Source organism: Staphylococcus auricularis, from assembly GCF_001500315.1.
Taxonomy (GTDB): Bacteria; Bacillota; Bacilli; order Staphylococcales; family Staphylococcaceae; genus Staphylococcus; species Staphylococcus auricularis.
Map to the genome: position 1 here is coordinate 47,902 of NZ_LLER01000003.1, position 14,130 is coordinate 62,031.

Annotated in this window: 12 protein-coding genes; 2 read left to right on the forward strand and 10 right to left on the reverse strand. The window is 37.5% G+C overall.

Annotated features, from left to right (window positions below; genetic code table 11):
* Positions 1–9: 9 nt before the first annotated feature.
* The 6 genes from dprA to APS80_RS02355 form a co-directional block, all read right to left on the reverse strand.
* The gene (gene dprA / locus APS80_RS02330) at positions 10–906 is read right to left on the reverse strand and encodes a DNA-processing protein DprA (RefSeq protein WP_059106677.1); all 897 of its coding nucleotides are present in this window, start codon (positions 904–906) and stop codon (positions 10–12) included.
* Between the two features lie 302 nt (positions 907–1,208).
* Complete coding sequence (sucD, locus tag APS80_RS02335; protein ID WP_059106678.1) at positions 1,209–2,117, reverse strand: succinate--CoA ligase subunit alpha; 909 nt, start codon at positions 2,115–2,117, stop codon at positions 1,209–1,211.
* Positions 2,118–2,138: 21 nt separating this feature from the next.
* On the reverse strand, positions 2,139–3,305 hold the full coding sequence (gene sucC / locus APS80_RS02340; RefSeq protein WP_059106679.1) for an ADP-forming succinate--CoA ligase subunit beta: 1,167 nt from the start codon (positions 3,303–3,305) through the stop codon (positions 2,139–2,141).
* A gap of 107 nt (positions 3,306–3,412) precedes the next feature.
* Positions 3,413–4,183, reverse strand: coding sequence for a ribonuclease HII (locus tag APS80_RS02345; protein WP_059106680.1), 771 nt, complete (start codon positions 4,181–4,183; stop codon positions 3,413–3,415).
* Positions 4,184–4,185: 2 nt separating this feature from the next.
* Entirely contained in the window at positions 4,186–5,046 is an 861-nt protein-coding gene (gene ylqF / locus APS80_RS02350; RefSeq protein ID WP_059106681.1) for a ribosome biogenesis GTPase YlqF, read from the reverse strand.
* 207 nt (positions 5,047–5,253) lie between these two features.
* Positions 5,254–6,111, reverse strand: coding sequence for an ABC transporter substrate-binding protein (locus APS80_RS02355; protein ID WP_059106682.1), 858 nt, complete (start codon positions 6,109–6,111; stop codon positions 5,254–5,256).
* A gap of 207 nt (positions 6,112–6,318) precedes the next feature.
* Here APS80_RS02355 and APS80_RS02360 point away from each other — a divergent pair, with 207 nt between their 5' ends.
* Together APS80_RS02360 and APS80_RS02365 are read left to right on the forward strand one after the other, a co-directional pair.
* On the forward strand, positions 6,319–8,934 hold the full coding sequence (locus tag APS80_RS02360; RefSeq protein WP_059106683.1) for a YfhO family protein: 2,616 nt from the start codon (positions 6,319–6,321) through the stop codon (positions 8,932–8,934).
* 28 nt (positions 8,935–8,962) lie between these two features.
* Positions 8,963–11,581, forward strand: coding sequence for a YfhO family protein (locus APS80_RS02365; RefSeq protein ID WP_373364593.1), 2,619 nt, complete (start codon positions 8,963–8,965; stop codon positions 11,579–11,581).
* A 222-nt stretch (positions 11,582–11,803) separates the two neighbouring features.
* Here the strand turns inward: APS80_RS02365 and rplS are convergent, their stop codons facing one another.
* The 4 genes from rplS to rpsP form a co-directional block, all read right to left on the reverse strand.
* Positions 11,804–12,154, reverse strand: coding sequence for a 50S ribosomal protein L19 (rplS, locus tag APS80_RS02370; RefSeq protein WP_059106685.1), 351 nt, complete (start codon positions 12,152–12,154; stop codon positions 11,804–11,806).
* Between the two features lie 100 nt (positions 12,155–12,254).
* Positions 12,255–12,995: a tRNA (guanosine(37)-N1)-methyltransferase TrmD gene (gene trmD / locus APS80_RS02375; protein WP_059106686.1), complete on the reverse strand. Its 741-nt coding sequence runs from the start codon at positions 12,993–12,995 to the stop codon at positions 12,255–12,257.
* Positions 12,995–13,498, reverse strand: coding sequence for a ribosome maturation factor RimM (rimM, locus tag APS80_RS02380; protein ID WP_059106687.1), 504 nt, complete (start codon positions 13,496–13,498; stop codon positions 12,995–12,997). The genes trmD and rimM overlap by 1 nt, the downstream gene beginning before the upstream one ends.
* Before the next feature lie 286 nt (positions 13,499–13,784).
* Positions 13,785–14,051, reverse strand: coding sequence for a 30S ribosomal protein S16 (gene rpsP / locus APS80_RS02385; RefSeq protein ID WP_059106688.1), 267 nt, complete (start codon positions 14,049–14,051; stop codon positions 13,785–13,787).
* Positions 14,052–14,130 lie beyond the last annotated feature (79 nt).

Sequence of the window (14,130 nt, forward strand, 5' to 3'; positions counted from 1 at the left end):
TTTGTGCGTTCATTCTACATATTGAAAATCTTCTATAATATCTTCAACATTTGAAACGATTTTAGCACCTTGTTGTGCAGATAAAAGATTGCCTTCTGTCATCGGATCAAAAATAGTACCCGGTAGAATATAGACTTCTCTATTTTGATCCACAGCATATTGCGTCGTGATATGCGTTCCACTATTCTTTCTTGCTTCAGTGACTAAGACGCCACGAGACAAACCACTAATGAGGCGATTGCGCTGAGGAAAATGAAATTTTCGAGGCGGTGTTTCTGGAAGGTATTCACTAATGACGAGTCCTTCTCGTTCAATCAGTTGTCTTGTCTCTTTAGTCATATGTGGATAATGACACATATGTCCAAAGCCAAGTACTGCGATGGTGGGGAGATGATAAGCTAAAGCGAGTTGATGTGCGAAGTGATCGGCGCCTTTTGCGAGGCCCGATACAATGGTAAGTTTCGATGCTTTAAAGGATGGAAAGAAAGCATTGAGTGCGTCATACGTATATCGAGTCGCATGACGCGATCCTACGATTGCTAGTGTCTTCGTATGATTTAATAATTGGAGCTTGCCTCTATAGAATAGCACTAAAGGTGGATCATAAATTTGGGTTAATAATGAAGGATAATGAGGATGATGGATCGTAATAAATTGCGTTTCACATCTTTTTAAATAACTTAGGAGATCATCAATCTTTAATGTGCGATAACGTGCTCTTAATTCATCGTCCATTTTGATTCTAAACGACGTCGCTAACTTCGTTAATACCTCGTATTGTGCATGAGCATCATAAGTCACAAAGTCAGGCGCGTAATCTAAAATACGATAAATTTGGGCGGTGGTGTAGCCTGCAAATCTGAGCTTTAAGTAAATATAGTCTATGGATGTATGTTGATAAACCATGCGGCCTCTTTTTTCAATATTATATAACGCGTCATCAAGTAATGCACGTTACGGTTTATTTTCAAATTGGCTTTATATTTAACACGATTTTAAAGAGTAAAAATGAAAGTCGGTCATTTTTTAATCAACACGAATATTTAGGCTTCGATTTTTAAAATCTCTACACTGCTTACCCAATCAATTCTAAACGAAAAAGTAGGTCCGCACACGACGAACCTACATATATAATGAAGCTTTTAATTTTACCGTTACCTTGAATACGTACAAATAGCGATATTCAAATAAGTATAACCCACACAGTATTACTTATTAATTGTTAATAAAGATTCATAAATATTGGCTTCTTTAGCCGCTTCAATTAATGTCGTACCGATTTCTGAAGGTGTATCAGCAGTTTTAATACCACATGCATTTAATGTTTTAATCTTTTCAGCTGCAGTACCTTTACCACCTGAGATAATCGCACCTGCGTGACCCATACGTTTACCTGGAGGGGCTGTTTGACCTCCGACGAAGCCGACCACAGGTTTTGTCATATTGGCTTTTACCCATTCAGCCGCTTCCTCTTCAGCAGTACCACCGATTTCACCGATCATTACGACAGCTTTTGTATCTTCATCTTCATTGAATGCTTGAAGTACATCGATAAAGTTCGTACCGTTCACTGGGTCTCCACCAATACCTACAGCAGTTGATTGACCGATACCTTCTTCAGTTAATTGATGTACCGCTTCATAAGTTAAAGTACCTGAACGAGATACGACACCGACGTGACCTTTCTTATGAATATATCCTGGCATAATTCCGATTTTACATTCATCCGGCGTGATGACACCAGGGCAGTTTGGACCCACTAGGCGTGTATGCTTACCTTCAGCATAACGTTTTACTTTAATCATATCGACGACTGGAATATGTTCAGTGATACAAATGACTAAATCAAGTTCTGCATCGATACACTCAACAATCGCATCTGCTGCGAATGGCGCAGGAACATAGATGACAGACACTGTTGCACCTGTTTCTTGTCTTGCTTCTTCAACTGTATTATATACAGGTACCCCTTCTACGACTTGACCACCTTTACCAGGTGTCACACCTGCGACAATTTGCGTACCGTAGTCTAACATTTGTTTTGTATGAAACAGTGCAGTAGACCCTGTAATACCTTGAACCATTACTTTTGTATTTTTATCAATAAATACACTCATCTTAGTGCTCCCATCCTTCCCTTACGCTTCGCTTACACTTTTAACGATTTTTTGTGCACCTTCTGCCATTGTTGCAGCAGGTTCAATAGCTAATCCAGATTCATGTAGGATTGCTTTCCCTTTGTCTACATTCGTACCTTCTAATCGAACCACGAGTGGTAAAGTGAGATCAACTTCTTTCACAGCAGCTACGATACCTTCAGCGATAACATCACATTTCATAATTCCACCGAAGATATTGACGAAAATACCTTTAACATTTGCGTCACCTAAAATAATCTTGAATGCTTCAGTAACTTTCTCTTTCGTCGCGCCGCCCCCAACATCTAAGAAGTTTGCAGGGTTACCGCCGAAGTGATTGATCGTATCCATCGTTGCCATCGCAAGACCAGCGCCATTAACCATACAACCAATATCACCTTCTAATGCGATGTAAGATAAATCATATTTTGACGCTTCAATTTCTTTTGGATCTTCTTCTTCAAGATCACGATATTCTAAGATGTCTTTGTGACGGAAAAGTGCATTGTCATCAAAATTGATCTTAGCATCGAGTGCTAGCACATCGCCTTCACCTGTCGTTACAAGTGGGTTGATTTCTACAATTGAACAATCTTTTTCAATGAACACATTGTACAATGCGAGTAAAAATTTCACGGCTTTATTGACGGATGCTTGTGGAATGTTGATGTTGAATGCAATTCTTCTTGCTTGATAAGGCATGAGACCCACAACTGGATCGATGACTTCTTTGAAGATTTTTTCTGGTGATTGTGTAGCCACCTCTTCAATTTCAGTACCGCCTTCTTCTGATGCCATCAATGTCACACGGTCTGTCGCACGATCAATGACAAAACCTACATAATATTCTTTTTGAATGTCACAACCTTGTTCGATGTAAAGTCGTTTGACTTCTTTACCTTCTGGACCTGTTTGGTGTGTGACCAATTGTTTACCTAATAATTCGTTTGCATATGTTTCGACTTCTGAGAGTGATTTTGCGATTTTAACGCCACCCGCTTTACCTCGGCCCCCTGCGTGAATCTGCGCTTTAACCACATACACATCAGAATCTAATTCTTTTGCTTTATCAACCGCTTCTTCGTCAGTAAATGCAACACGTCCTTCTGGAACTGCTACGCCCATCGAACGAAATATTTCTTTACCTTGATACTCGTGGATATTCATGCTCCATCCTCCTGTTTTTTGGTTAATTTGCATCTTAATTATAAAAAATGAAAGCGCTATTGTAAACAATTACACGACGGTATTTTTGAATTATTTTAATTTTTTAACTATTTGATCATCGATTTAATCGGTTCAAATGATTTGCGATGCACAGGGGTTACACCGAATTTATCAATCCCTTCGAGATGTTTCTTCGTACCATAGCCTACATTTTGCGCAAAATCATAACCAGGGTACTGTTCGTCTAACGTTGTCATATATTGGTCACGATATTCTTTAGCAAGAATACTGGCAGCAGCAATCGTCACACTCTTACTATCCCCTTTAATAATAGATTGTTGTGGTATTGCAACGTCTAACTGCATCGCATCTATCAGTAAATGCGTCGGCTGAGGGGACAGTTTGTTGATGGCACGCAGCATCGCTATTTTCGTCGCTTGGTAGATGTTGTATTGATCTATCTCTTCGACAGAGGCACTACCAATCGCAAAATCGATGAGCCCTGCTTCTAATTGTTGTTGTAACGCAGCGCGCTTCTTATGATTGAGTTGTTTGGAATCATTAATGCCAATGTATGCGTGATCTGGATTAAGAATCACAGCACAAGCGACAACTGGACCTGCTAAGGGACCTCGCCCCACCTCATCAATGCCACAAATTAAGGCTGATGGATCTTGTTGATAAATCTTGTTCTCTAGTTGAGACATTGTTTCATATTGCTGTTTAAGCTGTAAATCTCTTTCTATTTGTTTACGTCTCGAACGAAGCTCTTGTTGCACTCCCTTTCTTGAATCATTGTTAAACGGAGATTGTTCCAGTGTTTCAATTGTATCAATCGTGGCGAGCGCTTCTTTAATTTGTGCGATGGTTAAATTCAAAGTTACACATCCATTTCTGTCACGAGATCAAAGGTAAAGGTACCTATTTTTGCATTACGGATATCATTGATAATGAGTTCTATTACTGCTTCATAGTCCACTTCATTTCCTTTTTGCAGTAACCCTCTGCGTCTACCGATTGCATCAAACCATTCTAAAATCGGCGCCTCTTTGTCTACTGAAATACTGTAATGATTAATCAAGCGATCATAATCATGTTCTATGATAAATTCTAAGCCATAAATTGCAACTTCATCTAAGTGCACAATGCTGTCTTTAATCGCACCAGTTAGACTGAGTTTTTTACCTATTAATTGATCTTCAAACTTCGGCCATAATATTCCAGGGGTATCTAGTAATTGTAATGCATTACCTACCTTAATCCATTGTTGTTGTTTCGTTACACCAGGTTTATTACCTGTTTGTGCAATGGATTTCTTCGCGAGTTTATTAATTAATGTAGATTTACCGACATTAGGGATACCGACAATCATTGCACGGATTGCACGTGGTTTAAGTCCTTTTTCTTTTTCACGGGCCATTTTTTCTTTCGTTGCTTCGATGGCAGCTTGTTCTACTTGTTTGAGCCCTTTTCCGTGTTTCGCATCGACTTCAACTGGATAGAAACCTTGTTCCTTAAAGTAACTTTCCCATTTTTCAAGTTCTTTTAAATTAGCCATATCTTTTTTGGCGAGTATGACAACACGTGGTTTTTGTTGTATCACGTCGTCGATCATTGGATTACGTGAACTATAAGGAATTCTTGCATCCACGAGTTCAAAGACCACATCGACTTTCTTTAATTGTTCTGTTACTTCTCTTTTAGCCTTGGCCATATGACCTGGGTACCATTGGATTGCCATGTGACTTCACCTTTCTCTCTTACAATAAACTTTCTTTATTTATATGAAATAACACAAATACTATTGTAATATGTTTTCAGCGATTTCGCATGCGTTTTTGATTTAAAAATGATGTCAAAAAGAGACCCCCTATGGTTTCATATCATCATACATCGCCATAGGGGGAATGTTATTACATATTCAAACATTCGTTTATTTTATCTTTGATTATTCACTTAAATTGCTCATATCATCAACTAATTGTTCTGTTGAAATTAAGCCACGTGATTTAGCCCAAAGTTCACGATCAGTAAAGTGAACACGGTTGTTTTTAACTGCATCTAGATTATGCCAAATATCGCTATCTTTTAATGATTGTACTGAGTCTTCATTTTCGTCAGCTACCATTAAGATAAGTCTTTGTGGATTTAATTCAGCTAATTGGTCATAAGTGAATTCTAAATAGTCACCATTCATATATTCAGGTACTGATTCTTCAAGTTCTTGTGTAAGTGAAAGTTTGAAATCAAGTACATCTAATAAACTACTCATGTATGATTTTAATCCATGTGCAGTTACGCCGCGTTCAGAAACGACAGCTGGTAATGTTTCAATTGATTTATCAATTGTGATTTTGTCATTGTTTGCTTTCATTGTTTCTTCATGTTGTTCTAAACGTTTTTGAGCTTCACTTTCTTTAGATACTGCATAGCCAATGATTCTGAAGACATCAATGTTTTCATTGTAGTCTGCGTTGAAGCTTCTTAATAGAAGTGTTGGTGCAATTTCTTCTAATTGGTCATAAATTTCAGAATGACGGTTTTCGTCTGCAATAATAAGTTGAGGTTGAACTTCTTTAATTTTATCCAAATCGGGTTCTAATCTTGAACCTACTGATTTGTAGTCACCTACATGATCACGTAATGGTTGGATTAAATTATTTCTGTCACCATCATCTGCAATGCCAGCTACTTCCATGTCTAATTCAACGAGTGCATCAACGAATGAATATTCTAAAGCTACTACAGTTTCAACATCGTCTGGTATAACTGCTTTTCCTGCGTTATGTTTTATTTCTATTGTCATAACTCTACCTCCAAAACTCAGTTATTTCTTATAATTTGTATTACCGTCGTTGAAGATTTAAAACATAGAGATATTACAATTTAAGTTTTAATATTCACTTTGAAGTTAAACTTTCTAGAAATGCCACGAATTTTTAATAGTTATTTTTATCTATCTATCGCTAAAATTGATACAATTTAGATAAGAAAAATGGCTAGGAGTATGTAAATGAGAAAAATATTGAGCTATTTAATCATCTTTCTAATCATCTCTCTCATTGGACATAGTTATAGCATCTACCGGTTTATTTATGACGGGGTATTATTTACTGGGCCAAATGATGGGATGGAACAAATGATTCCAATTCAAATGTATCTATTTGATCAATGGAGCCAAGGCCATTGGTTTTATGCTACTGATTTTGGACTCGGTGGAGACTTCTTTCAAGATTTAGCCTACTACTTCTCCACAAATATACTCTTTATCATCAATGTATTAGTGATCCATGTCATACAACTTTTTGTCGACTTAAACACGGACATGCCCATGTTTTGGATGATCAATGCCATCATTATATCCATTATAAAAGCAACCATTGCCATGTTTGCGACGTGGATGTATGCCAAATATCTTACACGCAATCAATGGGTATCGGTACTAGGGGCGGCACTCTTTGTCATTTCGCCACTATATTTTAGATTTACCGTTTACTGGCCATTCTTTAGTGATATATTTATTTGGTTGCCTTTACTATTATTATCGATTGAACTGTTCTTACGGCAGAAAAAAATATCATTATTTATTATTGTCGTCGCACTGTCATTAATCAATAACTTTTACTTCGGATATTATCAATTATTGACGGGGTTAATTTATTTTGCATTCAGAATCATATTCCAACACCGTAATGACATTGCTCGCCGTTTCGAGAGCATCAGTAAACTGTCCATTGCAGCACTACTTGGCCTTGGATGTAGTCTATTTATCTTTTTCCACAGCATTCAAGGTTTCTTAGGCAATCGACGTACCAGCTATGATGTTAAAAACGATTGGATCGAACCCTTAAATGTAGATAACAACATTTTTTACGATAATTATCTGATTGTAATTCTATTTGTAGTGATTCAAGCGTTGCTTTCATTCAAACTGTATAAGCATTATTATTATAGATTATTTGCGATCTTTACTTGGCTTGCAATCATCGCTACTTTCTTCCCGATTGTCGATCAAATCTTTAATGGGTTTTCAGCCCCTCAAAAACGTTGGCATTACCTACTTGCCTTTACAACGGCCATATTGATTGCACAGTACATCAAATACTTCAGTACTCAGTCCATCAAATGGTATACCGTTACGTCAGTCATTGCGCTGGCAATTGTGTTTGCTAGTGCCTATGGTGCAGATCATATCGTTGCTTGGGTGTGTTTTACACCCATTGTCTGCTTGTGTGGACTCTTTGTGCTCATCATGAAGTCACCGATCGACCGAAGACGTGTATTGGGACTCTATAGTTTAAGTGTCTTTATGCTTGCAATCCTTGTCACCTTTGTCTTCATTAAATATCAAATTTACTTTGAAGATCACCAAGAACGTGCGAATACCTATGAGGTAAAAGCAAGCATGTATGATACACCTCAACAACGTGAGCTAGTGAAGCAAATGGACCAGCAGAAAGATGCAGACGAACGGATTGATTGGCGTGTCAATGAACAAGATAATACGCCGATGTATCAACACTTCAAAGGATTGAGTCTCTACTCAAGTATATTCGATCATCATATTTTAGATACGTATTACGACGATCTGAAAATTAACCTTAAAGAAGAATCTGTGAGTCGATACCAATCAACGAATGCACGTCAAAATATTGATAGTTTGTGGTCTGTAAGATATTTAATGCTGAAAGATAATCAGCAAGGTGTACCTGCTCATTTTTCCAAAAAAGCCGAAGAAGGACAATATCGCATTTATGAAAATGACTATAACTTAAATGGCGTTCGCATCAGTAATCACATTTATAATGAAGCAACACTCGCGCAACCTATTGACCGAGAACACGCGATGTTAGATGGTATTGTGATGGCAAATGAAGGTAAAAACTATACACATAACGCACCTAATTTACTTAATCAAGCAGACATCACAACTGAAAATATCAACTTTGAAGATGGCAAGCCATACAAGTCGGAATCAGATATCAATCAACAACGACACATCAAAGTGACTCAAGATGGCGGCACGATCAAACTGTCATTACCACAATCATTACGAGAAAAATATAAAGACTTTTATCTTGAGTTAAAAGTTAAACGTGGAGAGCCTGATAGTAACTACACGGTGGGCATTAATGATTACGAAAATCACCGTCTCTTCAACGGTTCCACTTACAAAACAGGCATTCATAGACAGCTCTATCGTGCACAACCTGACGAAAATGGCAACATCAGTATTAACTTAAGTCCACAGGGTGGTTTCGATGTCACACTTAAAGGATTATACGGAGAAGATTATTCACGTTTACTTGCAGCACATCAACGCGACAATTTAAAATATCATTATACAGATATAAATAATAGCGTAAAAATTCAACTGGGTAATCATCAAGAAGGAATGGCTGCCGTGAATATACCTTATCGCAAAGGGATGACGGCTTATATTGATGGGCATAAGATTGAGCCAACAAGGGTAAACTACATGATGACAGGTGTTCCAGTGAAGCAAGATACGCACACAATCACGATTAAATACCGCCCACCTTACTGGTATACAATGATTATCGCGTCTATGATAAGCATCATACTCAGTATCTGGTTTGTTAGAAAAAATAAAAATTCTCATGATTAAGGCGAGGTAAAAAAGCATGTTTAGAACTGTGTGGGCTAAGATTTGGTCTAACAAATATTTAAAGTTTTTATGTATCACATTATTGAGTTTATTAGCCTCTCTCATTATTTTTATTCCTTATATTTATAGATATATAACTGAAGGTACTGTATTTAGTGGGAGCGGCGATGGATTCAGACAAATGATGCCTTTCCAAATGTATCTCTACGAACATTTCACATCGTTTGTCAGCTTCTATGACCATTCATTTGGTTTAGGTGGCGATTATGCGAAGGATCTCGCTTATTATTATTCAACCTCTCCATTTACATGGTTGAACTTTGCAGGTGTATGGATTGCAGAACATCTCTTTCATGCAAATCCACATGACATAACGTTTTGGCCGACTGATCAACTGATATTTTCAATCGTCATGATTAGTATTACATTTATCATTTCTTATTATTTATTTAGCTACTTACGCTTTAAATTACCAGCTGTCATCATCGCATGTGTGCTCTATGCTGGTTCGACGATTGGTATTTATTTTAATTTTACTTGGTCATTTTATGGTCAATTAGTCATTTTCCTACCACTATCGATATTAGGAATAGAACGTTACTTTAAAGAACGAAAAATCGGTTTATTCATTTTTGCGATTGCACTAACCTTATTTTCTAACTTTTATTTTAGTTATTATCAAGCATTAGTGATGCTCGCTTACTTTGTGTATCGGACGATTTGGCCGCATCCAGCTGACATCGTCAATCGCTTGCGAAAAGCAGGAACAATCATCACTGCTGTCATGTTAAGTGCGTTGAGTAGTATATTAGGATTCTATACCGGTGTTAGCTCATTCTTTAATAATGATCGGCTATCTAATCCGAATTATGATATTCCACCGGTAACAAGTTTTGAACGACAAACCCATTTATTCTCAAATGGGTTCTATATTACTGTCACAGTCATCGCACTTGTCGCATTATTTTCATTTAAACTATATAAACATTATTATTACCGCTTGTTTGCGATCATGACTTGGATCATGTTAGTCGGTGCGCTCACACCTTACTTTGACAGTATGTTTAATGGCTTTTCTGTACCGCAAAAACGTTGGATATACATATTTGCACTCTCAACGGCAGTACTCGTTGCGTTGATGATACAACATTTAGCAGAACTGTCACTCAAATCCTATGTTTTGGCATGTCTACCAGCACTTTTCATCATGATCATCGCAAATCTCTTTGTAACAGAAGAAAAACTCACTTGGATGATCCCGTGCTTTATTCTAATGATCATTATCGGATTCATGCTCTGTGAAAAATCTCTATTTCGTGAAACGTGGACTTGGGTGGTACTCGTCGGATTATTTATCGTTCAACAATTCGTCTTATTAGAAGATTATCACTATAATAATCTCATTAAATATGAGTCTACCCGACAAGCGATGGATGAAGCAGATTATCGCAGCCCTGCGTTACAAAATAAAATAGATGATATTCAGTCTACCCATAGAGATGACCCATTATCCAGAATCGATTATATGTCTACATATGGATTGAATAGTCCAATGCTTTATCATTTTAATGGCATCGCACTCTATTCAAGCATTTTCGATGGCCATATCATGAAATACTATGATGATCTCATGCAAATTAATATGCATACAGATAAAAATAGCACCTATAGACTCTTATCCAATCGTGCCAATTTACTAGCCTTGTGGAATGTGCAAGATCGGATTCGAGAACAGCCAGATGACAATCAGCCCTATGGATTTAATGAGGCTGATCAAGTCAATCATGGGGACAGTCATACATTTATACATGAAGAAAATACGGCAGATTATCCAGCGGCACATTTTACCGATCGCGTATATAATAGTGAAGATTTAAAATCACCTTTAGATAGAGAACAAGCGATGTTACAAGGGGTTGTGCTTGAAGATAACAAGCATGCCAATCAAACTTTCAAATCTAATCCGAACTTGAAATCAGTAGCTTCTGTGAAATTGAACGATGCACATGTGACGAACAATGACTATTTAAAAGTGACTCAAAATGAGGGTGGCGTACAGTATCGCTTACCGAAAAATATCGCCGACCAATTCGAAGATCTATATGTAGAAATGGATTTAGAACTACTGACACCAGACAAAGAACACAACGTCAGCGTAAATGAATACACACAAGAACGTAATAAGTTAACCTATAAATACCGCCGTTTTGTTACGCCCGTGACCTATAGAGTGTCAGCAGATGAACGCTTGAACTTGAAGTTAGATAAGGGACTTTACCGCTTCAAACTCAAAGGCATATACGGTGAAAATTATCAAACGCTAAAACAAGCTTCACAAGAAGTCGACAATGTTAAAGTTACGCAACAAGATAATGGACAATATCGCATCACGAACCTGCCTCATAAAGATGGGTATGTCGTTTTACCAATGGCTTATCGAGATGGCATGAAAGCGACGAGTGGCGGTGAATCACTGGACGTACAACGTGGTAATGGTGTGATGACCGTCGTACCTGTCAACGCTGATACTTCAGAAATTAAACTCAGCTATACGCCACCACACTTTTGGTTACTAGCCATATTGTCACTCATTGGCATTATTTTAAGTATGGTATTTAGCTGGTGGATTCGGCGTAAAAGTAAATAATAAATGCATATATAGAGGACCTTGAGCCGTAACTGGAGGTCCTCTATTTCGTTCTGCAGAAAATGCGTACGCGATAATAACCCTTGAATATGTAATCAAATAAAAAAGCCAACTTCTAACCTACTCAGGTCAGAAATTGGCTTTTTCTTTTTACACTGAAACTGTGGAATCTCAGCGTCTACATTGCTTTGTTCATTATATTTACGGTTCTCAAACTGCTGATTAGCGAGCTTCTTGGATACGAGCAGCTTTACCACGTAAACTACGTAAGTAATATAATTTAGCACGACGTACTTTACCGCGACGTTTAACTTCGATTTTTTCAATTTTAGGTGTGTGTACAGGGAATGTACGTTCAACGCCTACACCTGAAGAAATTTTACGTACAGTGAAAGTTTCTGAAATACCTGCACCACGGCGTTTGATTACAACACCTTCGAAGACTTGGACACGTTCACGTGAACCTTCGACGATACGTACGTGTACACGTAAAGTATCTCCTGGACGGAATGTTGGAATATCATCACGTAGTTGAGATTTTGTTACTGCTTCGATTAATTTGTGATTACTCATAATTTATTCTCTCCTTCGACCTATGTTCTTGCCTAGACAAATATATAGCAGAGGACCATAGTGATTGTTCGTGCATTGCACATTTAATTATATTAGCATATCAGTCTTTACTTTTCAATTGCTTTTTGTATGTTTTCAATATTTGTTGATCTTTTTCTGATAAGGGATATCTTTCTAATAAATCGGGTCGTTTTTCGTACGTACGTATCAATTTTTGTTCATGTCGCCATGCTTCGATCTTCGCATGATTCCCTGACAATAAAACATCCGGAACTTTTAAATCGCCGTATTCTCGTGGTCGCGTATATTGGGGGAATTCTAGCAAACCATCTTGAAATGAGTCATCTTCGTGGGATTGTTGATTACCTAGCACACCAGGTACTAAACGAACGATCGCATCTGTCATCGTCATTGCAGGTAATTCGCCACCGGTTAACACATAATCGCCAATTGAAATTTCGTCAGTGACTAATTGTTCACGAATACGTTCATCATAACCTTCGTAATGGCCGCAGATAAACACAATATGTTCTGACTCACTTAACGACTGAGCAAGCTGTTGATCAAACGGTTTCCCTTGCGGACACATCAACACCACACGTGTATCCGGTGTCTTCTCAATCGCTTGCATAGCATTGAATATCGGTTCAGGTTTTAACACCATACCTTGGCCTCCACCAAACGGATAATCATCGACTTGATTATGTTTATTTTCGGCATAATCACGAAAATTGATTGTTCTCACTGATAACATGTCTTTATCTTGAGCTCGCTTTAAAATAGAGCTATTCAACACCCCATCGAACATCTCTGGAAATAACGTTAAATAATCAATACGCATTAATCTAACAGTCCTTCCATCGGTGTAATCTGGATGCGACGTCCTGCCACATCGATATCAGTTACGACGTCTTCAATATAAGGGATTAAATACTCTTTCTCACCTTTAACGACCCATACATCATTAGCACCTGTTTCAAAGATTTCATTTACACGTCCAAGGGGTTCATCCTCCACAAACGCAGTACAACCAATAATATCTGAATAATAATATTCATGCTCTGTAAGCTCAATATCACTATGTTCTTGCTTTTGTAACAACGTTTCGCCTTTAAGATATTCGATGTCATTGATATTGTTAATACCTTCAAACGTTAACATGTGAAAACCTTTATGCATGCGATAAGAAGCAATAGTCAGCTCAAGTGGTGATTTCCCTTTAGGCTCAACTTCTAATATCTCACCCGGTTGAAAACGTACATCTGTAAAATCAGAGTTTGATTTTACCTTTACCTCACCTTTGATTCCGTGTGTATTAACAATTGTACCTACTTCCACTTTCATGATATCCTCAAATCCTTTATAACTATTTTAATGAGATGATTCACGTTTCTTACATATAATATAAGTGCGCTCATTTATATCCTAACAACTCAGGATTGTTGTAGATATAAAAAAGGTCAGGACAATGGCGGTGATGCTTCAACAGTAAAGGATAATCGTCAACGTGTGAGCTGACCATTATTTATGCTTATAATTGCTGCTGAAAACAACTGGTTAGAAAAGCATGTAAGCTTTTCTATTTAACCAAACGTACAATGTCCTGACCCTGATCATCGTTATTTAACGATTATTTTTGTTCATCAAATTTTTTCAAAATACCTTCTCTTGATAAGATATTGTGAACAGTGTCTGTAGGTTTAGCACCATTTTTCAACCATTTAAGTGCTAATTCTTCATCGATTTTAACTTCTGGTGCATTGACGTGACCAGGGTTGTAAGTACCGATTTGTTCGATGCTGCGACCATCACGAGGTGCACGTGCATCTGCTGCTACGATACGGTAGAATGGATTTCTTTTAGAACCTAGACGTGTTAAACGTAATTTAACTGCCATTTATATTCTCTCCTTTATATACATTGTTTTATTTTCTACAAGAATTAATAATAACAGCTTACTGATATTTTGTAAAGAG